Source organism: candidate division KSB1 bacterium (genome assembly GCA_034506255.1).
Taxonomy (GTDB): Bacteria; Zhuqueibacterota; Zhuqueibacteria; order Zhuqueibacterales; family Zhuqueibacteraceae; genus Coneutiohabitans; species Coneutiohabitans thermophilus.
The window spans coordinates 17905-42267 of sequence record JAPDPX010000015.1; the positions used below are offsets into that span (position 1 = coordinate 17905).

Below are 24363 nucleotides of genomic sequence, written 5' to 3' on the forward strand. Positions count from 1 at the left end.
ATCAATCATGGCCTAGGCCATGGGCAAGCCGGAATCCAGAGGTTGCATCATGAGCGCAAGTCCGGCCCATTCCCGCAAAGTCACCCCTCCCGCCACCGCTGCCACGCCCGCGGCCCGGCATCACTCCCCACCCTCGCGGTTTGGACCGCAAAAAGCACCGCCCTTGTCTTCGGCTTCCGCCCGCCATTATTGGCGTCTGGACGGTTCGGAACAGCTTGCGGTGTTGCTCGCAGAGAGCCGCGAAGCGATTCTCAGCGCGGACAGCCACGCCCGCATTTCGCTCGTCAGCCGGGGAGCAGAAGAGCTGCTGGGCTATCGCGCCGCGGATTTGTTCGGACGGACGGTGTGGCAGCTCTGGCAGCCACGCAGCCGCGAGCGGCGCCGTTTGCTCTCCCGCCTGCGCCGCGAACACGGCAGCCTGCAGCATTTCGAGACCAGTGTGTTGCACCGCGACGGCACGCGCCTTCCGGTCCGGGTGTCGATTTCCTGCGGCTTCAATCCCGGCGGCTGGCCGGTGGCGTATCTGGTGTTTCTCCATGATCTTGCCGCACAGCGGGCTGCCCAAGCCCGGCTGCACCAGCACTGCCGGGAACTGGAGAGCTATGTGCATCTGATTGCCCACAGCCTAAAAGGGCCGCTGCTTGCCGTGCAGGGTTTCGTGTCGTTGCTGCGCGAGGAACTGGGCGCCCGGCTCGACAAAGAGCATGCGCATTTTCTCGATCGCATTCAACACAACGCCGCGATCATGGAGCGCCGCATCCTCGATTTGTTCGAATTTTTCCGCATCGGCAGCGAGCCGGTGCGGCGTGAGTGGTTTGATCCCGGCGAGGTTATTGCTGGCGTGCTCGAAGAGCTCGGTGTGATGGCAGGCACAAACGGCCCGCCACATTCCTGTGATCGAAATACCACGTTGTTGTTGCCCTCACGCTGGCCGCGACTTTTCGCCGACCGCCAGGCCCTGCGCACCGTGCTCGAAAACCTGTTGAGCAATGCCATGAAGTATCGCCGGCCGGAGGTGGCGTTGCGGCTGGAGATTGGCTGGCGGGAGCGGCCGGCCGGCCATGAGTTCTGGGTGCGCGACAACGGCATGGGCATGCCCGCAGAGTTCATTCCAAAGGCGTTCGAACTGTTTCAACGCGGCCCGCAGTCACATCACATTGCCGGCACCGGCGCCGGTCTGGCCATCGTGCGGCGCCTGATTGAAAATCATCAGGGCTCGGTGCGCCTGGAGTCCTCGCCGGGCGAAGGCGCAACGGTTTATTTCACCATCCCGAAACCGGACTTGCAAACGGGGTGAGAAGAGATTGGCGGGGGGAAAGGAACAGGGCCGGCCGCTGGAAAAGTACACGCTAATTCTCCACCCACCAGCAATAACCGCGAGCAGCCGTTTCTGCACAGGCTGCCGGGAATATTTTCCTGCCTGTAATTACCACGAAAAGACTTTTGTAGTAGACCCTTCAGGGTCGGTACCGCGCGCGGCATGGCAAATTATTCCGAACAAGAAAACCTGCGAACTATTTTGCGGGCGATTGTTTGCCTTTGGTTTTACCTGCCTGCCGCCGCTTTTCCGCTGCATGGTGTCGAACGCTCACCGGCGGCGCACTGTTGAAAGCGGTCCGGGCGGTGCCGGCAAGCTGCCGCAGCGCCGGACCAAGAGGTGAGCGGTATCGCCATGCCAGTGCGACGGTGCGACTGGGTGCAGGTTGTGCAAAGGGCCGGATCTTCAGCTCGGCGCGCTTCGTCTCGGTTGCCACTGCAATGGCAGGCAGCAGCGTGACCCCCGCGCCGCCGGCAACCATCTGCGCGAGCGTGGAAAGACTGGTGGCCCGGAACTCGAGCTCGCGGGCTCTGGCGTTCGCACAGAAAGCCAGTGCCTGCTCGCGGAAGCAATGTCCCTCGTCGAGCAGCAGCACGCTGGCGTTTTTCAGCTCGGCAGCCCGTGCGGGAGAAGCTTTGGCCCCCAGCGGATGCCCCACCGGCGTGGCGAGCACAAACGGGTCTGTTCCGATGATTTCATGTTCGACAATTCCGATTTCCGCCTCGAGCGCAAGCAGAACGGCGTCGAGCGTGCCATCGTTCAGGCTTCGCATGAGGGCTCCGGTTTTGTCTTCCGTCCAGAGAACGGTCAGTTGCGGGTAAGTCTTGCGCAGCGCGGCGGTCAAGCGTGGCAAAAAGTAGGGCGACAGGGTCGAAATCACCCCGATGCGCAGCACGCCGGCGAGCGGATCGACGGAGCGGTGCGCGAACTCCAGCAAGTCGCCGGTTTCACCCAGAATCATGCGGGCCCGCGCGATGATCTCCCGGCCGGCGGCAGTGACGATTACGCGGCGCCGGTTACGCTCGAAGAGCCGCACGCCGAGCACCTCCTCCAACTGCGCGAGTTGTGCACTCAGGGAGGGCTGGGAGACGTGGCAGTTCTCCGCCGCCTTGCAAAAGCTGAGCGACTCGGCGACGGCAACCGCGTATTGCAGTTGGCGCAAAGTGAAGGGAGGGGGTGGGTAGCTCATAGCCATAGCCTATCACTTTTATCCAAACAGAGTCTTGGCATCGCAAGCTGGCGCTCCTAAATTGGACTTTGTTTCATGCGAACAGTCATCGCGACAAGCAGGTAAATGCCGACCAACGACCAACCATGTGAGGAGCATCCATGTCCACAGAAGTAAAATGCCCCTTCCCCACCGCCGCTGCCGGTGAGGTGAAAACCAACCGCGACTGGTGGCCCAACCAGCTCAATCTCAGAATCCTGCGGCAGCATTCGCCGCTTTCCGATCCCATGGGCAAAGACTTCGACTATGCGAAAGAGTTCAACAGCCTCGACCTGGCAGCGGTGAAGCAAGATTTGCTGGCGTTGATGACCGACTCCCAGGACTGGTGGCCGGCCGACTTTGGCCATTATGGCGGGCTTTTCATCCGCATGGCCTGGCACAGTGCCGGCACGTATCGCATAGCCGACGGTCGCGGCGGCGCCGGCTCGGGGCAACAGCGCTTCGCCCCGCTCAACAGTTGGCCCGACAATGCCAATCTTGACAAGGCGCGCCGCTTGCTCTGGCCGATCAAACAAAAGTATGGCCGCAAAATTTCCTGGGCGGATCTCATGATCCTCGCCGGCAATGTCGCGCTCGAATCGATGGGCTTCAAGACCTTTGGTTTTGCCGGCGGGCGTGTGGACGCATGGGAGCCGGATGAGTCCGTCTATTGGGGCCCGGAAGGCAAATGGCTCGAGGACAAGCGTTATTCCAGCGATCGTGAACTGCAAAACCCGCTGGCGGCCGTGCAGATGGGTTTGATCTACGTGAATCCCGAAGGCCCGAATGGCAATCCTGATCCTCTCGCTGCGGCCCGCGACATTCGCGAGACCTTTCGGCGCATGGCCATGAACGATGAAGAGACGGTGGCGCTGATCGCCGGCGGCCACACCTTCGGCAAGGCGCACGGCGCCGGCCCGGCCAGCCGTGTCGGTCCCGCGCCGGAAGCTGCGCCCATCGAGGCACAGGGCCTGGGTTGGCTGAGCAGCCACGGCAGTGGCAAAGGCCCCGACACCATCACCGGCGGCCCGGAAGTCACCTGGACCAAAACGCCGACAAAATGGAGCAACAACTTTTTTGAGAACCTGTTCTCCTACGAGTGGGAGCTGACCAAAAGTCCGGCGGGGGCGTGGCAGTGGGTGGCCAAAGGCGCGCCCGCTGTGATTCCCGACGCCTATGATCCCAACAAGAAACATCCGCCCACGATGCTCACCACTGACTTGTCGTTGCGCTTCGATCCAATCTACGAAAAGATTTCGCGGCGCTTTTACGAGCATCCCGACGAATTCGCCGACGCCTTCGCGCGCGCCTGGTTCAAGCTCACCCACCGCGACATGGGTCCGCGCGTTCGTTATCTCGGCCCGGAAGTGCCCAAGGAAGAGCTGATCTGGCAGGACCCGATTCCGGCGGTCGATCACAAACTGGTCGACAACCACGACATTGCCGCGCTCAAGGCCAGGGTGCTGGCCTCCGGGTTGTCGATAGCAGAACTGGTCTACACCGCCTGGTCGGCAGCCTCCACCTTCCGCGGCTCGGACAAGCGTGGCGGGGCCAACGGCGGCCGCATCCGTCTGCTGCCCCAGAGGGACTGGGAAGTCAATCAGCCCGAGCAATTGGCGAAGGTGTTGGGCACGCTCGAGGGCATGCAAAGCGAATTCAACCGCAGTCAAAAGAACGGCAAGAAGATTTCGCTGGCGGATTTGATCGTCCTGGGTGGCTGCGCGGCAGTCGAGCAGGCAGCGAAAAAAGCGGGCTGCAATGTCACCGTGCCGTTCTCGCCCGGCCGCATGGATGCGGCGCAGGAGCAGACAGATGTCGAATCGTTTGCCGTGCTCGAACCCCTGGCCGATGGCTTCCGCAACTATCTCAAGGCAAAAACCAGCGTGCCGGTGGAGGCGCTGCTGGTGGACAAGGCGCAATTGTTGACCCTGACCGCGCCGGAGATGACGGTGCTGGTCGGCGGCATGCGCATGCTCGGCGCCAATTGTGGTGGCAGCCCCCACGGCGTGTTCACGCAGCGTCCCGGCGCACTCACCAATGATTTTTTCGTCAACCTGCTCGACATGGGAACGGAGTGGCGACCGTCACGCACCAACGGCCGGCAGGAGCTTTTCGAAGGCCGCGACCGCAGGACGGGCAAGCTCAAATGGACCGCCACGCGCGTTGACCTCATCTTCGGGTTCAACTCTGAATTGCGCGCTTTGGCCGAAGTCTATGCCTGTGCCGACGCGCAGGAAAAATTCGTCAACGATTTTGTGGCGGCGTGGCACAAGGTGATGAACCTCGACCGCTTCGATTTGATGTTGTAAAATTCCGCGCTGTCTCGCCCTGCTCCGGCCGGCATGCTTGCTGGTTGGAGCGGGGCGGCATGTTTTTCGTGACATCGTGCCACACCCCCGCCCTCCTGCCATCGCCGGCCATGTCCGGGCGACATTTGCCGTCACGCGGGCGTTTGTCCACACAATCATCTTATCCCGTACATCATCTCCAAAACCCTGCCGCCCATCTGGTCGAACATGTCCGGAGCCATAAGCTCGAAGACGCCCAGGGCTGCAGCCGCCATTCCCATCGTTGCCAGAACCAGCGCCGGCAAGCGGCGGGAAATCTGAAAATGCAAAAGCACCATCCAACGCGGCCCTTCCCGGTCCTCCAGCGCACCCAGAAACGAAACCGCGGCTTGTATCAGGCAAAACGTTCCGATCAGAATCAACAGCAGCCCCGGGCGGCGTGCAAAGTAGCGCACGAGTTCACCGCCCTTGTTCAAATGGACCAAAGCAGTTGCACCAAGGAGGAAAATTCCGAACAGGATGAACAGCAGGCCTTGCAGAATCGCCGCCGGCCCGATCCATGTTTGCTGTGTCCCCCGCAGCCGGCTGCCCAGGACAATTTTACGACGCAGAATGGCCTTCCCGCCGATTGCGAAGGCGGCCAGGGCCAAAGACACGATAACGATTGACGTCAGCAGCGATGGCATAAATTTGTCTCCATCTGCAACATCCCGGCAAGCCCAGGACGATCCGCTAGTTTACCACACCGCCTAAATCAAAAACGGAATGAAGCGCTTTGTCTGCCGGGCGTACTCCGTGTAGCGCGCTCCAAACTCTTCAAGAGCCTGCTTCTCTTCCTGTTTTGCCAGCCAGGTATAGGCCATCACCAAAACAGGCCAGAGGATCAGCGTTACGGCAGAGGGCCAGTGTAAAAGCCATCCAAACGTGAAGAGCAGAATGCCCGTGTACTGCGGGTGTCTGATGTAACGATACAATCCCGAAGTGATCAATCCCTCCGACCGGTGTATTTGCCGCCAACCGGCGGCAATTAAAACCACGCCGGCAATACTGATGGCAGTGCCCACTGTTGCCGGCGAATGTCCGAGGCTCCCAAAATATTTTGGGGCAATGATGGGAATGTCGAAAAAGGGTGAGACGAGGAAAAGAACAAGCGGCCAACCGAACATTTCGGTCATGAGCGCGATGACAAAGGCAATGAAAGCACCCTGTGATTTCCAGAAGTGTTTCGTGGGACGGCGATAAGGAAGCAAAGCCAGAAAGGCCAGCACAATGAGAATGTTCAGAACGATGAGGCCCGCCTGTCCGAATGTTTCCCGCAGCCATCGAACCGTGACGGGCGGTCCATGATGCGGGATGAGCTCGATACCGTAAATCGCCACAAAAAAGACAATTGCCAGCCAGCCCAGGTATGTTATGATCTTCGACGTGAAGGATGAAGCATTCATGTGATCACCTCATTGACAAACAAGATTCCGGTGGTTTTGTTTTTGGCTGGTATGATCCCTGCCGGGCAACATTGCCAGTGCCTGCGGCACTGCAAACCATCCCCCAATGATGCCGGCTCCTGGCCAGGAGCGCGGGGCACAGGCACCGGAGCTTTCTCCTCGAACGGCCTCTGTCTTCGCCATATGGCTTTTCCGCACCGATCAGCATGAAACCGTTTTTCCAGATGCTTCGGGCCACAAACCCAAAAGCGGAAAATGCTATCACAGCACCGGCATTTCCCCGGGCGGACCGCCCCAGCCGCTGGTGCCGGTTGGGATTATTTCACCGTCAGCGTATCCACCAACCCCTCCACCGAACTCTTTCCCACCATGATTTCGAATTTACCCGGCTGCACCACTCGCTTCATGTCCAAATCGTAGGCCTCGAGTTTTTCCGGAGTGAGCGCAAATCTTACCGTCTTCGTTTCTCCGGGTAGGAAGTGTAATCCTGGCAAAGTCCTTCAATTCCTTCACCGGCCGGGTGGGCAGACTGATGACATCGTGAATATAAAGCTGCACGATTTCATCGCCTTTCATTTTGCCGGTGTTGGTCACTTCCACCGTGACCTCCGCCGTGCCGCCCACCGGTATTGCTGCAGGGGTGATTTTCAAATTTTTGTACTCGAAGGTGGTGTAGCTCAACCCGAAGCCGAAAGGATACAGGGGTGTGGATTCCGCCAAAACGTAATCGCGAAACAGACTGGGCTTTGTGTTGTAATAGCAGGGCAACTGTCCCACCGTGCGCGGGAAGGTCACCGGCAATTTGCCGCCGGGATTCACTTTGCCGAAAATCACCTCGGCCACGGCATGACCGGTTTCCTGGCCCAAATACCAGCATTCGATGAGGGCCGGAGCGTTTTCCTGCAAATAGTTGATGGTGAGGGGGCGCCCGTTGATCAACAGCACGACCACCGGCTTGCCGGTTTTGCAGATGGCTTTGGCCAGCTCGTTTTGCCTGCCGACCAAATCCAGATCATCGCGATCACCCAAATGCGATTCACTCCAGGCCTCACGGCAGAGCAATTCATTTTCGCCCAGCACCAAAACCACGGCATCACTTTGCCTGGCGACTTTCACGGCCTCGGCAATTAATTTCCGACCGGTTTCCGGATCACCCAAAATCGGATTCTCATTTACCTGCCAGTGGCACTCTTTGTTGAGCGTCAATTTGCAACCTTCGGCATAAACGACGTTGAATTCGCCAGCAGCAAATTCCCGCATCCCCTGCAACACGCTCACCCCCTGCATGGGCCAGGCCGAATAGCCGCCGAGATGAATATCCGGCGCATTGGGGCCAATCACCGCCAGCGTTTTGATTTTTGCCGCATCAAAGGGCAGTGTGTGGTTTTCATTTTTCAGCAGCACCATGGCCTCGTGCGCCGCTTGCAAGGCCAGGGCTTTGTGCTCTGGAGTGTTGTAAACTTTGTCCATGTTGTCGAGATCGATATAAGGGTCGTCGAACAGCCCGGCAGTGCATTTCACCCGCAGGACATTTTGTGCGGCGCGCGTGATGTGCGCCTCGGCGACCAGGCCCTTTTTGACCTGCTCAACCAACGGTTTGAAACAGGCGCCACTGCCCAGCTCGAAATCGATGCCGGCCATCACGGAGAGCACGCCGGATTCCGCCATATCAGCCGCGGCCCGATGGTCGCGCCAGGTAACCTGCATGCCGCCGCCATCGCTCAGGACATAGCCATTGAAGCCCCATTCTTTGCGCAGAAGATCGCTCAACAGCCGGCGATTGACGTGATTGGGAACACCATCCCATTCGTTGTACGAGGCCATTACGGAGAGGGCATGGGCGCGTTTGACCGCCATCTCGAATGGATAAAGATGGGTTTCGCGAAAAACCCGTTCCGAATAATTGACCGGCGCGATGTTCCTGCCACCCTCGGGTTGACCATGCCCGGCAAAATGTTTCAAGGTCGCGACGAGATTGTTCCTGCCCGGGATTTTGCCCCGGCCCTGAAAACCGAAAACCGCCGCCATGCCGAGACGGGAGACCAGATAGGGGTCTTCGCTGTAGCATGCTTCGGTTCTTCCCCAGCGCGGGTCGCGCGCCAAATCCAGAACAAGACCTGACGTATGCCGCGAGCGCGGCCTTCGCGGGCAGCCACGGCAAAAATTTGTTCGACCAGTGTGATGTCCCACGTGCTGCCCAGGGCAATGGCCTGCGGAAAGCTGGTTGCGCCCGGCAGCATCAGACCGTGCAGGGCCTCGTCGAGCATGAGAACCGGAATACCCAGACGCGTCTGCGTGAGCATGTATTTTTGTATGCCGTTGCGGCATTGCGCGCGGTGACGGGCGGATTTGCCGTGATCAAAGCTGTGTGCGCCAAAAGCACCGGCCCCGTGCTTGAGAAAGGAGGTATCCGGGGTTCCGATAAAATTCCCGTTGTCGTCAAAAGCGCTGGTGTCCTGGCAGTAGAAAAAACGAGCTGCCCGACTTTTTCCTCCAGTGTCATGCGCCCGAGAAGATCTGCGACGCGTTCTTCAACCGGCAGAGCAGGATTTTTGTACCGGGGTTTTTCCTCTCCGGCAAATAAAATGCCGGGGATGACAAGACAAGCGTGTGTGAATCCGAAGATGCGAACGTGAACTCCCTTTCTCGAAGTGCCGCGCCCGGCGGTTTTGTTGATGAGAAGCTTTGAGAACTCGTGCTGCCCCAGCAAGCCGTCAACCGGCCGGCTTCCTCTCCTGCGCAGCCAGCCGCGGAGATGAACAACCATGAGTCGTGCGTTCTGTTTGCCGGCCGGCAGATCGGCTTGCAGGGCATTGCCCTTCTCGTTCAAATGATGCCCCGGTGGAGCAGTTTGCCGGTGTGCAGGGATACCCGCGCGGCTCCACACGTTTACTGAGAGATTACCCGTTGCAGGTTGCAATTTGAATCCCGGCGCGCAACGCTTCAACCTTGCGCGCCAGCTCAAAAAATGACGTTGACCTGGGATGAGTGTGGGGAGGAATGCTGCCGCAGGATGAATGGCACCTTCCCGGGTGTGACCGGGTGTCAACACCGGGAGGCGTCCGCTTGCGTTGGCCGAATCGCCGGCACAGCCGCGGACACGCCGCCGCGGAGGAAGTTCTTGTTGGTATGTGCCAGGAGAGCAGGGGCGGCGCGCGAGCGGACCAGCTTCCAATGTGCTGGCGGCACCGGGTGTCCGGCGCCGTGCCGCGGGACATGGCCCGTTGCCCGGCGGCTGTGTCCGCTCCACCGGCAGTGTTAGAACAGTTTGATCTTCTTCGCGATGCGTTTGAGGCCGCGGCCGAATCTTTTGGGATGGATTTCGATGTGGCGTTCGGCGCCCTCTCCCACGGAAGTGGTTTCGATGCTGCCGAATTCCTTCAACACGTTGTGCACGATGAAGCGTTCGTAACTGCTCATCGGCGGCAGGGCCACGTCCTCTCCGCTGTCGAGGGCCTCCTGCGCCTTGCTCTCCACAAATTTTTTGAGGTTTGCCACCGGAAAAATCCACAGCACATGATCGTCACCGTCACGGTAGGTCTTGGTTTCGTAGAGCGTTTTTTTGCGCTCGAAATGGCGGTGCATTTGCTTGCGTTCAAAAGGGCTGAGCTTGGGGATTTGCACCGGCGCATGGGAGGAGCTGAGTTTCTCCTCGACTTCACGAATCAGTTGAATGATTTTGGGATCGGGCGGCTCTTCGCTGCGGTGGTGAGGTCGACCGCCGCCGAATCCCTTGCTGCCGCGCCGCGGGCCGCCGCGCGGCCGTCCCTCCCTGCCTTCCCGCCGGCCACCGGCAGGCTTGCGGCGTTCGTTTGATTCGGAATGACCGGCTGCGGTCGAACAGCCCTCGGTGTTGACAGCCGGTGCCTGGTGATCATGTTGTTCGGTCATAGTTCTCCTCGTACCGATGGGGTTAACCGTCCTGCCCGGCCGCATGGTTGGCTGCCGCGGCAGACTGCAGACGGCTCGCCAGCAGCGCCGGTGTTCCACCGAAGTCGCCGTTGCTCATGAAGAGCACGACGTCACCGGCTTGCAGTTGGCGTGCGATGAAATTGGCCATTTCACTCCCCGCCGGCACCAGGTCAACCGGTTTGCCCTGGGCGCGGAGGCCTGCGATGACGGCCGGCAGGGAGAGTCGTTCCGCCTCCGGCACCTTGTCGGCGCGGTGCAGCGGGGCGAACACGACATGATCGGCTGCGGCAAACGCCGCGATATAGTCCTGTTCGAAAACCTTGCGCTTGGTGCTGGCGGTGCGCGGCTCGAACACCGCCCACAGCCGGCGCCCGGGATGGCGCTGCCGCAAGCCGGCGATGGTCGCTTTCACCGCGGTGGGGTGATGTGCGAAATCATCATAGATGAGATGCTTGCCGTCATCCAGCCGCAACTGCAGCCGCCGTTGGACGCCGCGGAAGGAGGCCAGCGCGGCCAGCCGTTGCTCCAGCGGCAGGCCCAGCACCTCACCTGCGGCCAGCACGGCGAGCGCATTCCTGACATTGTGCTCGCCGGCCAGCGGCAGCCAGGCGCGCGCGCGTGCGCTGCCGGCGTGCAGCACGGTAAACTCGACGCCCTGAGTGCGCGTGCGAATATCGCCGGCCCGCCAGTCGGCTGGCTCGCTGAGGCCGAAGGTGATGACTTTGCAGAAAGCACGTCCGGCCAGCGTGCGCACGATCGCATCATCCTGGTTGGCAATCAAAAAGCCGTTGCCGGGGATGAGATTGAGGAGGCGTTGAAAGGCGAGCTGCACCTCGTCGAGGTTGCGGTAGATGTCGGCATGATCGAATTCGACATTGTTGAGAATGACGAGATTGGGCAGATAGTGCAGAAATTTCGGGCGCTTGTCGAAGAAGGCGGTGTCATACTCATCACCTTCCAGCACGAAATGGCGGCCGCGGCCGAGGCGATAACCCTGGCCGAAATTTTCCGGGATGCCGCCGATGAAAAAACCGGGATCCTGGCCGGCATGATACAGACTCCACGCCAGCAGGCTGGTGGTGGTGGTTTTGCCGTGGGTGCCGGCCACCACGCAGGAATATTTGCCCCGGATGAAATACTCGCGCAGCATTTCCGGCAGCGAAACATAGCGAAGCTGCTCATTGAGCACGTGTTCGACTTCGGGATTGCCGCGCGACATGGCATTGCCCACCACCACGAGATCCGGCGCGGGCTGAAGATTCTTTGCGGCAAACGGCGACATTACCGGAATGCCCTTCTCCTGCAAAAAGGTGCTCATCGGCGGATAAATGTTCTCATCCGAGCCGGTGACCTCACAGCCGCGTTCCTTCAGCATACCCGCCAAAGCGGCCATTCCTGTGCCGCAGATCGCAATCAAATGAATCCTTTGCGACATCTTCTTCCTTTTGCGTATTGAAATGCGTATTGAAGTGGCAAAACAGCTCTGAAAAATTACATGGCACCCTGCCGCGCGCCGGAAGCGCCTGGCGCAAGCAAAACCGTGCTCAGTTCGGGTGAATGCGCACTTCGGGAATCTGGCGCTCGTTGCGGCTGCGCTGCGGCCGGCGCAGTCGTTTCTCGATGATGCCGGCCGGTGTGATCACGAGATCCGCCACCTGCCCCGCCGGCCCGATTACGCCCAAATCCTTGCCCTCGAGTACAAAGGTGGCGGCGCCGGCATTGCCCATGCGAATGCGGAAGCTGCGCCTGGCCGTCCAGCTTTGCGGCATGCCGGGCGGATAGATGGAGTCCGTTGTCAAAGAATCATCGACTGTCACCTGCAGCCAAACCCGCTCTTTGATCTTTGCCTGCAAGGTGACCTGCACCGGTTTGGGCGCCACGGTGGAATCCGGCTGCGTCTGCTGTGCCGCCTCAGCCGCCATCTGTGCAAGCGAGATTTCCTGCACAGTCTTGTCGCGCGCCGGCGGCTGGGTTTGTTCTGTCGCCGGCAGATCCCGCACTTCCGGTTCCTGCGGCCGCTGCGCCACCACATAAAGCAGCAGGGCCATCAGCGCCAGCACCCCAAGACCGATCACCACTTCCTTGAGAAATGGGAAACCCGGCCGCGGCATGACCAGAGCGGGCTCGGCGGATTTGGCGGGCGTGGAAACCTGGGTGGTCGCAGCCTGTCGCGCCGGCATTTCCATGACCGGTGCCGCCGGCGGCGGCTGTTGCAGTTCCAGCGCCAGGGCATTGCCATCGAGTCCCACTTCCCGGGCAAACGTCTTCAAGAAACCAATCACAATGGGTTTGGGCAGAAAATCGAAACGGCCTTCTTCCATGCTTTTCAAGTAAGCCGGATTGATGCGCGTGCGGTTGGCGATCTCTGCGAGTTGTAAACCCTTGCTGGTGCGCGCGGCTTTGAGTTTTTCACCGATTTCCGTCATGCCGTCACCTGTGCCAAGCTCTCACAAAATTCCTGCAGGGTTCGGTAGAAGCGCGTCAGCGGAAAGCCCACGACGTTGTAGAAGCAGCCGGCGATGCGCTCGACGAAGACCGCGCTGAAATCCTGAATGCCATACGCCCCGGCCTTGTCCATGGGTGCGCCGCTGGCCACGTAAGCTGCGATCTCCTCCGGCCGCAAAGGCCGAAAAGTGACCTCGGTTTTTTCGACGCCCCGGGCCAGCCGGCCGGTGGGTCGGTCCACAATGGCGAAGCCGGTGTAGACCTCGTGGGTGCGGCCGGCGAGGCGGGCCAGCATCGCTGCCGCCTCCTCCGGTGTCGCGGGCTTGCCCAGCACAACACCCTCGAGCACCACCGTGGTATCTGCGCCGATCACCAGTGCGGAATCATACCGGTCGGCCACGGCCAGCGCCTTGCGCCGCGCCAGCTCCACTACCATTTCCGCCGGATGCAAATGATAGACGCCATCCTCCTCGTCGATGTGACTGGGATGAACTTCAAAGTCCAATCCAATCTTGCGCAGCAGCTCGGCGCGGCGCGGGGAGGCGGAGGCGAGAATGACGGGCTTGTTGGGCATGGCCAGCGGGAAATTCATGCCGCGGAACTTTTGTCGTTTTTGGGTTTGGATTCGACCAGGAACGTCACCGGGCCGTCATTGTGAATCTCAACCAGCATCATGGCGCCAAACACGCCCTCCGCCACGGTCAGACCGTGACGCTGCAACTCTTGGATGAAAGCACGGTAGAGCGGCTCCGCCTGCTCCGGGCGAGCCGCTTCTTCGAAGCCCGGCCGCCGCCCTTTGCGGGTATCGCCATAAAGTGTGAACTGCGACACCACCAGCACGCCGCCGCCCGTCTCCAGCAGGGAGTGATTGAAATGGCTGTTCTCGTCCTCGAAAATGCGCAGGTTCACGCATTTGTCGGCGAGATAAACCGCATCCGCAATGGTGTCATTCCGGGCAACGCCCAGGAGAATCACCAGACCCTGCTCAATCGCGCCAACAACCCGGCCGTTGACTTTGACCGAGCCTTTTTTTACACGTTGGAGAAGTGCCCGCATGGCGTCGGATCATCAATACAAGATGCCGTAATCCCCCCCGGTAACATGGGGAGTAGCGCAGGCATCCCTGCAGACAAGAAAGATAAGGTGTCTGTGCCGCCTCCCCGCACATAGCTGAGGCCTTACAAGATGACGGTTTCCAACTGCCGGGAAGCGTCCGGCTGATTGTCGTATCGCGGCCTCCGCGGCGCGCCCGGCCGCTGTCCGGTAAGGAACCCGGCTGCGCCTGCTGCCTTGTCGCCGTGATGCGTCTTGTCCCTTGCAAACGAGAGCAACCGCAGGAATTTTGGGCACACAGCAGCGGGAGGCGTGCCGGAAAAAATCCCTGTTGGTGGTACAACGTTAAGTTGGCACCTCCACCCTCGACAGTCATTCTGCAAGAATCTTCCTGAGTGCTTGGGATAATGTCAGAATAAGCATCAATCCCGGTACTCGGGAAGATTCCTTCGGAATGACAGTTTTGGGTTGCGGAGCGGATTTTAGAACTTAACGTTGCAGCATTAGGGTAACAGACCGTCTGTCCCCGCATAAATCGCCAGCAAGCCGACCAGCATGTCGGCCTTGAGCACACGGCTGGTCAGGCGCATGCGTCTGACGTCGGGATTTTGCCAGAGCTGCCAGAGGGCGAAAGCGATGGCCGGATAGACGCCGGCCAGAATGATCCACAAATACGGCGGACGATACATGCCGGTCAAGTGCGGGAGCCAGACGACGCCAGCCAGGATGATGAACGCAGATGAAGCGATGAGTTGCGCCGGCCGCAGGCCAAAGGCCAGGGGCAGGGTTCGGGCACCGGCCGCGTGATCTCCCGCCTGGTCTTCGATGTCCTTGATGACTTCCCGGCCGAAGTGGAAGAGGAAGGAAAACACGGCAGGAAAAATTCCTGGCCGCCAACTGCCGAGCGGGAGGTGCGTGTGCTGCAACGCCATGGCCCCCTCCCCGGCGGCAAGCGCGCCGAAGATGAATGACAACGCCGTAGCCAAACTAACCGTCAGATTGCCGATCACGGGCTGACGTTTGAACCAGCGGCTGTACGCGACGAGCAGCAGGCTGGTGATCAACGCAATCACCGCGCCAAAAAGGCTGGCAAATATACTAAAAATTACGCCGCAAGCAAACAGAAATATCGCGTAGCGCCGGGCGCCGGCGGGCGACATGCGGCCGGCCGGCAGCATGCGGCCGGGTTTGTTGATGCGATCGATGGCAAGATCATAGTAATCGTTGATGACATTGGCGCCGGCGGTGATCAGCATGCCGGCAAGCATGGCACACACGACAGGGCCGCTGAAAACAAAGGGCCGCACCAGCCCGGCGGCCAGCAAAATCGAAAGTCCGGCGATTGCCACATTGACCGGGCGGGTTATCAAAATCGCGGCAGCGGGATCTGTCATCCGGCTTCCTTTCAAAAACTGTTGACCAGGCTCACATGCACCTTGCCGTTGAGCAAAGCATCCCCCTCGCCCAGACCGTAGTCGAGCCCCACGATGCCGAGCGGCGTGTCCACCCGTGCGCCGAGCCCCCACGCACGTTTGACCGCCTCCACTTTGGCCCGCGCCTGCGGCACCGTGCCCGCCTGCGGTTCCTCGCGGAAGTAATAGCCCAAATCCAAAAAGACAAAAGCGCGCGACTGGCGCGAGAGCAGGTAGCGGTATTCCAGATTGCTCCACGCCACCCGGCTGCCGCGAAACTGCTCTTCACGGTAACCGCGCAGACTGGTGGCGCCGCCAAAACGCACCTGATCAGTGATTGCCAGGAAGGGCTCGCCGGAGGTGACGTCGCGGCCGCGCAGGGACAGGCTCAGCACCTGCGGCCCGCGCACCGGCAGCAGCCACTCGAAGTCGATGAAGAGTTTCTTGCGGGAAAAGGTTTGACGATCGGCGTTGCGGGCCACCCGCTTGCGGCCGGTTTCGAGGGAAGTGGCGTAGTAAACTCCGCTGCGGGGATTGCGCAGGTCATCGCGCGAATCATAGCGCAGGCCAACGGCCGCGCCGGTCACGCGGCTCTCCGGCAGGCCGAACTGCACCGCCGCCAGCGAATCCGGCGAGACCGTCGCGCGCACGAGCTGGCCGATGAGCGTCACCTTTTGACCGGCGGGAATTTCTGCGGTCACTTCCCAGCGCCGCTCGACGTAGAGCGTGTCCTGAATCAACTGCTGGAAGCCGCCGGTGAGATGCAGCGGCCAGCCCGCCACCCACGGCTCGCGATAACGCAGTGCGAGTTCCTGCGTCGCGCGGCTGCGTTTCTCCCAGCGCGCGTTGACCAGCCGGCCGGTGCCCAGCAGGTTGCCGAATTTCAGATCGATCAAACCGGTGAGGAAGCCCCTTTCCCCGCCGCTCCCGGGAGTGTAGCCCGCCACGCCATTCAGGAAATTGCTGTTGCCCTCGGTGACGGTGAGATCGAGCAGATAGCGGCCGGCACTGGTGCGGCGCAATTGCGGCGGCGCCACCGCCTGCAGAAAACCCAGCCGCATGAGCCGCTCGGGAATGCTTGCGACCTCAGCGAGATTGAATTTATCTCCCGGCCTGATTGGCAGCTCGCGCAGCAGCACATTGGTTTTGGTGATGTTGTTGCCGCGAATCAAAATCGAATCGAGCCGCACCACCGGACCGGGATCGAGTTGGAGATGCAACAACGCCAGGCGGGAATCCCTCTTCGTAGCTTCGCCCGGCACCGTCACCGAATCCAATGTGAATGAAGCCAGCGGATGGCCCTCGCGCGCCAGGCCGGTGAGAACATTGTTGAGGCGCGCCAGCCAGGCGGTTTCATCATGTACGCCGTGCAGCTCGCGCTGCCAGGATTCGATTGAAGTACTGCTGTCACGCAAATGGATTTGCGCGGCAAGCTCGAAGCGTGGACCGGCATTCAGATACAAGCGAATCTCAGCGGTTTTGCTTTTGCGCGCTGGGGTGCGAACGACGCTATCGACCCGGGCGAAATAGAAACGATTTTGTCGGAGACTTTCCAGGGCCTGCCGGGCTGCGGCTTCCAGTTCGGCGCGGTTTTTTGCGGTTTTCATGTGCACGCCGGCTGCCGCGGCGTTGATCGGTTTGCCGTCGCACACGAAGACCAACGTGCTGCCGGCGCTGTCAGGGTGGGTTTGGGGAAAGCCGGCAGTGCAAAAGGAAGAAAACAAAATGAGAAAGGCGGGCAACTTGTTTTGGGTGAGGAAATGGCGCAAAATCGGCCTCGATACACTAAAATTCAAATCGGTGCGTCACGTCGTCAAAGACGCAATTGACCCAACGTCGAGAAGTCACTATCTTTTTCGCGCCAATCAAGGAGATTGATCATGACAACCGCCACCCTCAAAGAAGCGGCCGAAAAATTGGGCGTTGCTCTCGATGATCTGGTTCATTATCAGGCACGCGGCAATCGCGCGATCATGGAGATCGATCTGAAGATGCCTGCGCCCGACAATGCCGATCATCTCGAATCGCCGCAACCGCAAGGCACGTTGACGCCGGAAGAAGAGTTTCGGCAGAAGTATCCTGATGTCAATGTTGAAGCTGAATTTTTTAGCCTGGTGGGCAGTATGACCGTGCCGGAAGGTGTTTCTGACAAAGACTTGCTCATCGATGCGCTTGAGGCGAAATACGGCAAATGAAAGTCCATGTCGATATCAACGTGGTCAAGGATGTTTCAACGCAACGTGCCGGCTGGATGGAAAGTGTCGCTGCCCTCAAAAGCTTGAAACCTCGGGGTGTCAGCGGGTTCATTTCGGCCTTGACGATGGCCATTATCCATTTTCAAAGACTTCGCAAATTGGGGGAAACGCAGGCGCGAGCCGATGCGAAGTTTGTCACGAAAGACTTTGAAATTGTCCCTTTTGACGCGCCAAATAATTTGAGGCGCTTGATTCCTCATTACCGGATTTTGAAGACAACACTCAATTCTATTCTGCCAAAGCAATGCAGGTTGACTACCTCATCACCCGCAACAAAAAACACTTCGCCCAACAGGCAATTTCCGTCGTTACACCGGAAGAGTTTCTGCACCTCATTGGCATTCTGAAATAATCTTGCCCAAGTTCGGCTGTCGCATGCGGCGACCGATCACCGGTTTTCCACGGCTCGCAACATCCGCTGCTTCGAGCCCGCACCGGCGCGAGGTTTGTAATCGCGCCTTCAGGCGCCCTCAGCAGATCACGACTGTGGTCCCTGAAGGAGCAACGTATCCACCCGGTGAACCCATCTTGAAGCTTGCCGCAGCAAGAGGTATTTTCGAACTTTTTTCAGATCATCCGACTCAAGCGTACATGGCCACATGACTGTTCTTTGCCTCTGATGAATTCCGCCAGGAGTGAGATGTTTATAGCCAAGTGCCGTTCGCCGAAATGAAACCCCAGCGGGGTGACAGGTGTATCGTGCATTCTCATTGATCTCATCTTGAATTGAATGCAAACGCCGTTACATGTCACTCCCAAGGGAGTTTGCAGTTGGAGGGGTTGACAATTACCATAAACATTTCACCCCTGGGTGAGTGGGCCGTTCGCTATCACGTTGGGGCAAGTGGATCTCAGCGGAGAAGGCACGGAACTGATTTTGCGATTCTTTTCATCTTGTTGTCGCAAAATGCACGCAAAATTCGGATGATTCAGCTTTCCTGCCAGAATATCGCCATCCAGGATATCTATCACAGCTCTTGAATCTCCGTATTCTACATGAATGTGAGGGTCGTGGTGCTGCTTGTCATCGAAAAAAGTACATGCGAACGATGATACCGTGGAACATGGACAAAACCGGCATCGTATTTCCTGGTTTATTTCAAGATCAAAGATGGGTGTATGAACACCGGCAAAGTAATGGATCACCCAACAAAAATCAACAATCTTGGCAAGCGATCATACTCCACCTCAAAAAAACGCGCGCATCTCCACCTTGCCGAGATGCAGTGTCTGCGGCAGGTCCGGTTCGCAGCGGCCGAAATAGGTTGCCGAGAAATTGACATTGTTGCTCACACGATATTCGGCGGAAAGATTCCAGCGCCAGGTGGTGCCTTCACGATTGCCTTTCGCCAGCTCATAAGGCAACACTTGCCCGGCGGGTTCGGCGCTGACGCGCACCCACTCCACCTCACCCTGCAGGCGGCCCCGGCCGCGCAGCGCATAGGCCAGCCGCGGCCGCAGGAAAAGCGCCTGCGCGCGCAGCGGCTGCCGCGTGGCATCGGCATACAAGTCACGGTCAAGCGCCACCCCGCTGCGATTCGCCAGCTCGAGCTGTGGCTGCGGACGGTAAGACAGCTCCACCTCCACCTGCCGGCTGCGCACCAGGCGGTCGAGGCGGCGTGCGGTGTCGAAAATGCGATCTTCCCGGTTGAGCTTGAATTCACTCAGGCTGGTGAGGCGCGGTGACAGCGCCCAGGTCAGGCGCCACTCATGCTGCACTTGTGTGCGGCGCGCGCCCTCGTCCAGCAACTGGTTGTTGCGCTCGCGCAATGCGGTGAGACGGTAGCGCAGCGATTGTTCGCGGCGGTTTTCCCAGAGATGGATTTCCTGCTGGACACTCTGCGTGCCGTAAAGGGTCAGCTTCTCATTCTGAAAGCGCGAAAGATTCAAGCGATAAATCTGCCAGACCTGCGGATCCTGCGTTTTTTCCTCCAGCCGCAAAAACGTATTCAGCGAAAGCGGCAGGAGCAGGCGGGTCCACCATGAGCGCCGCGACGGGCCGGAGGCGGGCTGCCGCGGCGGGAACAATTCCTTGAAGGTCAGACGAATGTTGCTGCGCAGCCGCACCTCTGCAACCGGCACGAACCGCCCGGTGTTCACCAGCCGCAACACATGATCGCCGAACAGCGGATCCGGAATGTACTCGTTCTGCCCGGGATCGTAGCGATAGTTGCCCCGGCCTTGCTCGACTTTGAAGAAAACGCGCTGCTGTTGCGAGGCTTGCGTGTTGGTGATTTGGTATTGCCAGTCGGTGTTGAGCGCGCGGCGAAAAGGCGCAAAGGTGACGCGCAAATCCGCGAGATCGCTGCGGGTGGCCGGGATCGTGTCGCCGGCAAAGACGCGTTCGCGGTGCGTGAAATTGAAATTGAGTGCGAGTGCGTGCCATTGCTTCACATCCAGAGCATAGTTTTGCGTGCGCGAAGTCGAAGCCGGCTGCAGGCCCGGGCGGGTGCGGGTCTCGTCCCGGCGTTCGTTCCGGGAGGTCTGCAATGAAAGATGGCGGCTGATGGCGACGCCCAGTCCGGCGGTGACACTGCGAAACCGAAAACCGCCGGTGGAATCGGCGAAAATGTCCTCGCGATTCTCCGCTTCATAGCCGGTCAGCGGCGTCCAGCGACCGAGCTTCCAGGTGAGGGTGCCGCGCTGCCGCAGCCAGCCGGAGCTGGCTGGCAGGTACGCAACTGCCGCGGTGAGCGTACCTGCGCTTTTCTCCTCGCGCGTGATGTTTTCGATCTTGTAGCGCAGTTCGGGCCAGCCCGGGCGCCGCAGCTCGGTGTCGAGTTCCCAGCGTGCGGACGCTTGTGAACGGCCGCGCGTGAGCCGGCCCAGGTTGCCCTGCCAGCGCCAACCCGCGGCGGGCAGCCAGGTCATGGTCCCTTCCAGCAAGTCTTCGGCGGTGACGGCGTGGCTGGCGGTGAGATTCCATTTGCGATTGAATTCCACCACCTCGCTGCGATCGAGGTCGCGATAGCGCGCGTTTTTGTTGCGATAATTGAGCTGCAGCGCGACTTGCCCCCAATTGCTTTTGCCCACCCGGAGCGGCCGCTGTCCGACCTGCAGGGCCGTGAACCAGGCCCGGCCGTTGTTGTCCTCGTCATCCCTGCCGGAGTAGAGATTTTGATCGCGGCGGCTGAGTGCCAGTTCGTTGATCAACGACACCCCCTGCCAGGGTTCGAGGGAGAGACGATTGTCGATCAGAGCGTGGCTGCGTGCCGGCGTGAGCAGGATGACGGGCAAATAGCGGCCCTGATTTTTGCCGACGAATTCATAGTGGCCGAAGCTGTGGAACCGGTAGTCGCCGCGGCCCTCGCCGACGTCGGAGAAGGTGACGCGATAATTGCCGGAATCGCGGCCGACGTACTTGTAGATGACGATGGTCGAGTCGAGGCGGATGTAATCCCCGCGCGCCGGCGGTGTCACCTGCACGGCGCTCTCGCGCACCGCCAGGTGGTCACCGGCCTGCGCCAGCGCCGCGGCTTCTTCCCGGCCGAGTGTGAAGCCCAGGGGATTGTTCTTGTCGTCGCCCTCGTACAGCACGGTGGTTTGCCATTTCACTTTGTCTTGCAGCGCGGAGAGCAGGCCCTGGCCGCTGTAGAGGTTGCGGCGAAAGCGCTCGTCGGAGTATTGAAAATCGACGGTGATGCGCGAATCGGCGGTGATCAGGCGGCGGCGGGTGAAGGTGATTTGGCCGCTGGCATATTCGATGACGTAATCGTTGTTTTCGCCGCGCGTCAGCAATTCGCCGTCGAGCCAGACGCGCTCGCTGCCGCCCAGCACGATGATGTCGATCTGACCGCGCTCCCCCTTGAGCTGATACGGCCCCTGATTGCCCTCGGTACCGTTGAATTCATTCGTGGCAAACTGCCCTTTGGAGACCGCGGCGGAGAGCGTCAGCTCGAAATGTGGCGGCATGCCTGTCTGCGAGGGCGGGCGGGTTTTGCCAAGGCTGAAGCGAGCGCCCTGCAGTTTGCGGCTGTAACGGGCAAAGGTGCTGCCGTCGTAGGCAATTTCAAAATCACCCAGGGTGGCATTGAAATTCGGGCTGCGCAACTGCACGTAGACTTTGTCGATCTCCTGCAGCGTTTGGGTGTTGCCCTCGGGTTGAATCGGTGTGTTTTGATCGGTGAGCGAGGCCACGACTTCCACGCCCTCGGCGATTTGCCCGGCGATTTGCATGCGCAGGCCGGAGTCCACCGTGAGCGCCTGATTGGTGCCCAGGCTCAGCCCGCGCGTCAGGCTGCCGCGTTTGACCAGATTGCTGCCGGGAGTGCGTGTCAAGCCGGTGGTGAGTGGCGTGGTGCGCACCAGACTTTCAATTTCACCGCGCCCGGTCTGCAGGCTGTCGGGGCGCGCCGGCTGAATTTGATAGAGTGAGAGCCGCACCGGCAACTGCACCGGCAAAATGTGATAGCGCAATACCAGGCTGTCGCACGCGGTGCCGCCGCCGAGCCAGGTGAGGCGGGCGCGGCCGTAATCAATGCGATAATATGGCCCGCGCGGCAAGCGATCGGCACCGCAAAACAGCGTGTCGGATTGGGTGATGATGAAGCTGTCCGGCAAAGCGAGGGTGACGGTGTCGGCCACCGCGGCAAATTTGAACTGCCGCAGTGCCAACGACTCGGGCAGTGAATCGGGGGGCGTGGCTTGCGCGAAAAGTCCGCCGGAGAAGGTGAGACTAAGAAAGAAGCTCAACCGCCACAGGCACCGGCCTGGGCGGATCGCCGGCAAACGCACTGCATGTGAACGGCAAGAGGCAGGCATGAAGTCAGAATTCAAACGCGATGAAAGATCATTTTACCGTCCGGGGTCTGGCGAAACCGGAACGAATTTGCTGGTCGCAATTGCCTGAAGCCGTCCTCCCTGATGCGTGCGTTGAAATATGGAATTTTGAAAAACCACCACGACCACGAAGACTTTCTTGAACCGCGAAGGCGCGAGGACCCCAAAGGAAAACAGGCCTGGTGCCTTGGCGGCCTCGTGGTTGCCCTTGGTTGCAGCCGCTGCAAGGTCAATTTGATTTCCGGGTCAATGCATAGACGAGCACGGCAAGGCGGCCGGCATCCAGCACATAGGCGCGCGCCACAGCCGCCTGCGTGCCGGCGGATGGCAGCGTTGGCCGCACAGCAAGCGCAACCGGCGCGCGCAGGCCCGGCGTGGTCGAATCGGCCCGGCCGAATTCGATAACCAGCTCGCCGCTGCGGCGGAAGCCGGCAATGCGCTGGTGTCCCCGATCGGCGACCAAAACCAGACCCTGCCACTCCGCCACCCCACAGGGGCGGTCGAGCAACCCTGCGCCCAGCAGGTCAAGGAAGTTGCCATAGGCATCGTAGATCATGATCGCGTGGCGCACCGAATCGCTCACGAATATTTCACCACGGCTGGAGATCATGATTTTCGCGGGCCGGACGAGGCCGCCCTCGCCCCAGTTGAAATCACCGAAGCTGGCCCTGGGTCTGCCGAAGGCATCGAAACGCAGCAGCCGGTTGAATTCATGATCCGCCACCAACAACTCTCCCTGCGGTGAAAGAGCCACCGCGGCTGGATAGCCGAATTGCAGGCTTTGCTCCTGCCCTGCTTCGCTGGAATAAGCGGCGATGAAATTCAAGTCCCGGTCAAAACGCTGCAGGCGGTGATTGTTGTAGTCGGCCACAATCACATCCAGGCCATTGCCGGCCCACACATCGACCGGGCGGTCGAACTGCCCCGCATCGAAGCCGAATCCGCCCACTTCCCGCAGCCACCGGCCTTCCGGATCACACTTGACCACGCGCTGATTGCCGGTATCGGCCACATAAAGATTGCCCTCGGGATCGAGGGCAATTGCTGCAGGCTGGGCAAGCGGGCGGGTGTTCAGGGTATCGCCGAGCAGGCTGCCGAGAAAGTTTGCCTGCACGGGCTGGGCGGCAGTGTTCGCAAACACAGTCACGAACAGAAACAGGAAAATTCCAAATCGCACAGGCACTCGCTGTGAGTTCACCCTGAAAAAGGTTGACCGGTTAACGGGCATCAGAGTATGCGACTACAGATTGTCAAACCCGTCACAGAAAATGCAGCGCAGACAACTTGTCGTCTGCTTGCAGAGAGTTTACACAGGATCGTAAGGTCAAGCCGCGGTCGAACCGTGGCGGAACGGCTACTCTTTGCGCAAGACCCTGCGGCTTCGCGTCCTTGCGTGTTTTGGCTTTTGGTTATCGCTTCGAAAAAGTTGGCCGCATCGGGCAGCCAGCCTGCGCTGCAACCTTTCCGTGGGAAACGGGCACCGGAATAAACTCCGCTACCAGACAGAGAGATTCAGGCCGGCGCTGAGCAGATAGCCTCCCACGCTTGCGCCTTCGAATCCGCTGCCGCCATCCGGCGTCGCGGAGGTGATTTCGAATTCCACGAAGAAGGCGGCGCGTCCGGCAAAACGGTAATCGAGGCCGAGATCGATGAAGAAACCGCTAGTGTTGCGTTCGCCCCCCGCTTCGGGAAACAGGCTGAGCGGGCCGGTTTCTTCGATGCGGAAAAAGGCCAGGCCGAAGCCGAAAAAATTGCCCATTTTGCCCGGAGCGCGATTAAGAAAGCGCACTCCGGCATTGATCCACCGCTCCCGCCACTGCAACTGCACTTTTGCGCCCTCGACGGTCGCTGCATGGTCGAGTGCAAAATGGCGATATTTCACCGCGAGATGCCAGGGCGTTCGGATTTTGACAACCGCAGCGCCACCCGGCGCCGGCCCACTGCGGCGACCATAGATGCGAGTAAAGTTGTTGTGATGGATGCGAAATATCCCGGCACTTCCGGCGAGTATCAGCCGGTCAGCGGTGCGTTCGCCAAATTGGGCGGCAGCGGTGCTGGCGCAGAGCGTCAGAGCAAGAAAAATGCGTTTTGCGGTCAACACAAGGTGTTTCTCCTGGCATGATGCCGGCGCGCGCGATCGTGGTGGCGACGGGCAGCATCACCCCAAAACAGTCACCGGAGGATCCCCGCGCCACGGCATGTTTGATATTGCCACAAGGCGCAGCGAAAAGACCGACGTGCTCAAAAGG

General features: G+C 60.0%; 21 protein-coding genes and 2 pseudogenes. 5 read left to right on the plus strand and 18 right to left on the minus strand.

Annotation, left to right across the window (positions count from 1 at the left end; all coding sequences use genetic code 11):
- The first annotated feature begins 49 nt into the window (after nucleotides 1-49).
- Complete coding sequence (locus ONB52_21430) at nucleotides 50-1297, plus strand: PAS domain-containing sensor histidine kinase (GenBank protein MDZ7418696.1); 1248 nt, start codon at nucleotides 50-52, stop codon at nucleotides 1295-1297.
- 217 nt (nucleotides 1298-1514) lie between these two features.
- Here ONB52_21430 and ONB52_21435 read toward each other — a convergent pair whose 3' ends face one another.
- Complete coding sequence (locus ONB52_21435; GenBank protein ID MDZ7418697.1) at nucleotides 1515-2507, minus strand: LysR substrate-binding domain-containing protein; 993 nt, start codon at nucleotides 2505-2507, stop codon at nucleotides 1515-1517.
- A gap of 140 nt (nucleotides 2508-2647) precedes the next feature.
- Between ONB52_21435 and katG the strand changes: the two genes are divergently transcribed.
- Entirely contained in the window at nucleotides 2648-4834 is a 2187-nt protein-coding gene (gene katG / locus ONB52_21440; GenBank protein MDZ7418698.1) for a catalase/peroxidase HPI, read from the plus strand.
- A 155-nt stretch (nucleotides 4835-4989) separates the two neighbouring features.
- Here katG and ONB52_21445 read toward each other — a convergent pair whose 3' ends face one another.
- From ONB52_21445 to ONB52_21505, 13 genes and pseudogenes are all read right to left on the minus strand, one after another.
- Nucleotides 4990-5499, minus strand: a complete 510-nt coding sequence (locus tag ONB52_21445; GenBank protein ID MDZ7418699.1) for a hypothetical protein — start codon at nucleotides 5497-5499, stop codon at nucleotides 4990-4992.
- A gap of 63 nt (nucleotides 5500-5562) precedes the next feature.
- Nucleotides 5563-6258: an isoprenylcysteine carboxylmethyltransferase family protein gene (locus ONB52_21450; GenBank protein MDZ7418700.1), complete on the minus strand. Its 696-nt coding sequence runs from the start codon at nucleotides 6256-6258 to the stop codon at nucleotides 5563-5565.
- A gap of 410 nt (nucleotides 6259-6668) precedes the next feature.
- Nucleotides 6669-6752 (minus strand): annotated as a pseudogene (locus tag ONB52_21455) (hypothetical protein).
- A gap of 238 nt (nucleotides 6753-6990) precedes the next feature.
- Nucleotides 6991-8310 (minus strand): annotated as a pseudogene (locus ONB52_21460) (glycoside hydrolase family 3 C-terminal domain-containing protein).
- Nucleotides 8217-8561: a hypothetical protein gene (locus ONB52_21465; GenBank protein MDZ7418701.1), complete on the minus strand. Its 345-nt coding sequence runs from the start codon at nucleotides 8559-8561 to the stop codon at nucleotides 8217-8219. Before ONB52_21465 ends, ONB52_21460 begins: the two are co-directional and overlap by 94 nt.
- Nucleotides 8498-9088: a hypothetical protein gene (locus ONB52_21470; protein ID MDZ7418702.1), complete on the minus strand. Its 591-nt coding sequence runs from the start codon at nucleotides 9086-9088 to the stop codon at nucleotides 8498-8500. The genes ONB52_21465 and ONB52_21470 overlap by 64 nt, the downstream gene beginning before the upstream one ends.
- 428 nt (nucleotides 9089-9516) lie before the next feature.
- Nucleotides 9517-10149 carry a hypothetical protein gene (locus ONB52_21475; protein ID MDZ7418703.1) on the minus strand — a complete coding sequence of 211 codons (633 nt, stop codon included), beginning with the start codon at nucleotides 10147-10149 and terminating at the stop codon, nucleotides 9517-9519.
- Nucleotides 10150-10171: 22 nt separating this feature from the next.
- Nucleotides 10172-11605 carry a UDP-N-acetylmuramate:L-alanyl-gamma-D-glutamyl-meso-diaminopimelate ligase gene (gene mpl / locus ONB52_21480; protein MDZ7418704.1) on the minus strand — a complete coding sequence of 478 codons (1434 nt, stop codon included), beginning with the start codon at nucleotides 11603-11605 and terminating at the stop codon, nucleotides 10172-10174.
- Nucleotides 11606-11714: 109 nt separating this feature from the next.
- Complete coding sequence (locus ONB52_21485) at nucleotides 11715-12596, minus strand: DUF4115 domain-containing protein (GenBank protein ID MDZ7418705.1); 882 nt, start codon at nucleotides 12594-12596, stop codon at nucleotides 11715-11717.
- On the minus strand, nucleotides 12593-13207 hold the full coding sequence (locus ONB52_21490) for a Maf family protein (GenBank protein ID MDZ7418706.1): 615 nt from the start codon (nucleotides 13205-13207) through the stop codon (nucleotides 12593-12595). Before ONB52_21490 ends, ONB52_21485 begins: the two co-directional genes overlap by 4 nt.
- A complete protein-coding gene (gene dtd / locus ONB52_21495) occupies nucleotides 13204-13671 on the minus strand; it encodes a D-aminoacyl-tRNA deacylase (protein ID MDZ7418707.1) in 468 nt (155 codons plus the stop codon). Before dtd ends, ONB52_21490 begins: the two co-directional genes overlap by 4 nt.
- A gap of 500 nt (nucleotides 13672-14171) precedes the next feature.
- On the minus strand, nucleotides 14172-15062 hold the full coding sequence (locus ONB52_21500) for a geranylgeranylglycerol-phosphate geranylgeranyltransferase (protein MDZ7418708.1): 891 nt from the start codon (nucleotides 15060-15062) through the stop codon (nucleotides 14172-14174).
- 11 nt (nucleotides 15063-15073) lie between these two features.
- Nucleotides 15074-16495, minus strand: a complete 1422-nt coding sequence (locus ONB52_21505) for a BamA/TamA family outer membrane protein (protein MDZ7418709.1) — start codon at nucleotides 16493-16495, stop codon at nucleotides 15074-15076.
- On the opposite strand from ONB52_21505, the gene ONB52_21510 reads away from it, so the two are divergent.
- From ONB52_21510 to ONB52_21520, 3 genes are read left to right on the plus strand one after another with little or no spacing between them, the layout of a single operon-like run.
- Complete coding sequence (locus ONB52_21510; GenBank protein MDZ7418710.1) at nucleotides 16496-16909, plus strand: hypothetical protein; 414 nt, start codon at nucleotides 16496-16498, stop codon at nucleotides 16907-16909.
- A gap of 51 nt (nucleotides 16910-16960) precedes the next feature.
- Nucleotides 16961-17275: a hypothetical protein gene (locus ONB52_21515; GenBank protein MDZ7418711.1), complete on the plus strand. Its 315-nt coding sequence runs from the start codon at nucleotides 16961-16963 to the stop codon at nucleotides 17273-17275.
- The gene (locus ONB52_21520) at nucleotides 17272-17682 is read left to right on the plus strand and encodes a hypothetical protein (protein ID MDZ7418712.1); all 411 of its coding nucleotides are present in this window, start codon (nucleotides 17272-17274) and stop codon (nucleotides 17680-17682) included. The genes ONB52_21515 and ONB52_21520 overlap by 4 nt, the downstream gene beginning before the upstream one ends.
- Nucleotides 17683-18136: 454 nt before the next feature.
- Here the strand turns inward: ONB52_21520 and ONB52_21525 are convergent, their stop codons facing one another.
- The 4 genes from ONB52_21525 to ONB52_21540 form a co-directional block, all read right to left on the minus strand.
- On the minus strand, nucleotides 18137-18481 hold the full coding sequence (locus tag ONB52_21525; GenBank protein ID MDZ7418713.1) for a DUF4160 domain-containing protein: 345 nt from the start codon (nucleotides 18479-18481) through the stop codon (nucleotides 18137-18139).
- A gap of 42 nt (nucleotides 18482-18523) precedes the next feature.
- The gene (locus ONB52_21530) at nucleotides 18524-22027 is read right to left on the minus strand and encodes a hypothetical protein (GenBank protein MDZ7418714.1); all 3504 of its coding nucleotides are present in this window, start codon (nucleotides 22025-22027) and stop codon (nucleotides 18524-18526) included.
- 316 nt (nucleotides 22028-22343) lie between these two features.
- Nucleotides 22344-23291, minus strand: coding sequence for an NHL repeat-containing protein (locus tag ONB52_21535; GenBank protein MDZ7418715.1), 948 nt, complete (start codon nucleotides 23289-23291; stop codon nucleotides 22344-22346).
- Nucleotides 23292-23609: 318 nt separating this feature from the next.
- The gene (locus ONB52_21540) at nucleotides 23610-24215 is read right to left on the minus strand and encodes a hypothetical protein (GenBank protein MDZ7418716.1); all 606 of its coding nucleotides are present in this window, start codon (nucleotides 24213-24215) and stop codon (nucleotides 23610-23612) included.
- Between the last annotated feature and the right edge of the window lie 148 nt (nucleotides 24216-24363).

Coding starts and splice junctions, on each gene's coding strand:
- ONB52_21510 (MDZ7418710.1), top strand. CDS start 16,496: ATGGATTTGCGCGGCAAGCTCGAAGCGTGGACCGGCATTCAGATACAA.
- ONB52_21475 (MDZ7418703.1), bottom strand. CDS start 10,149: ATGACCGAACAACATGATCACCAGGCACCGGCTGTCAACACCGAGGGC.
- ONB52_21450 (MDZ7418700.1), bottom strand. CDS start 6,258: ATGAATGCTTCATCCTTCACGTCGAAGATCATAACATACCTGGGCTGG.
- katG (MDZ7418698.1), top strand. CDS start 2,648: ATGTCCACAGAAGTAAAATGCCCCTTCCCCACCGCCGCTGCCGGTGAG.
- ONB52_21500 (MDZ7418708.1), bottom strand. CDS start 15,062: ATGACAGATCCCGCTGCCGCGATTTTGATAACCCGCCCGGTCAATGTG.
- ONB52_21445 (MDZ7418699.1), bottom strand. CDS start 5,499: ATGCCATCGCTGCTGACGTCAATCGTTATCGTGTCTTTGGCCCTGGCC.
- ONB52_21435 (MDZ7418697.1), bottom strand. CDS start 2,507: ATGAGCTACCCACCCCCTCCCTTCACTTTGCGCCAACTGCAATACGCG.
- ONB52_21485 (MDZ7418705.1), bottom strand. CDS start 12,596: ATGACGGAAATCGGTGAAAAACTCAAAGCCGCGCGCACCAGCAAGGGT.
- ONB52_21430 (MDZ7418696.1), top strand. CDS start 50: ATGAGCGCAAGTCCGGCCCATTCCCGCAAAGTCACCCCTCCCGCCACC.
- dtd (MDZ7418707.1), bottom strand. CDS start 13,671: ATGCGGGCACTTCTCCAACGTGTAAAAAAAGGCTCGGTCAAAGTCAAC.
- ONB52_21465 (MDZ7418701.1), bottom strand. CDS start 8,561: ATGCTCACGCAGACGCGTCTGGGTATTCCGGTTCTCATGCTCGACGAG.
- ONB52_21520 (MDZ7418712.1), top strand. CDS start 17,272: ATGAAAGTCCATGTCGATATCAACGTGGTCAAGGATGTTTCAACGCAA.
- mpl (MDZ7418704.1), bottom strand. CDS start 11,605: ATGTCGCAAAGGATTCATTTGATTGCGATCTGCGGCACAGGAATGGCC.
- ONB52_21515 (MDZ7418711.1), top strand. CDS start 16,961: ATGACAACCGCCACCCTCAAAGAAGCGGCCGAAAAATTGGGCGTTGCT.
- ONB52_21490 (MDZ7418706.1), bottom strand. CDS start 13,207: ATGAATTTCCCGCTGGCCATGCCCAACAAGCCCGTCATTCTCGCCTCC.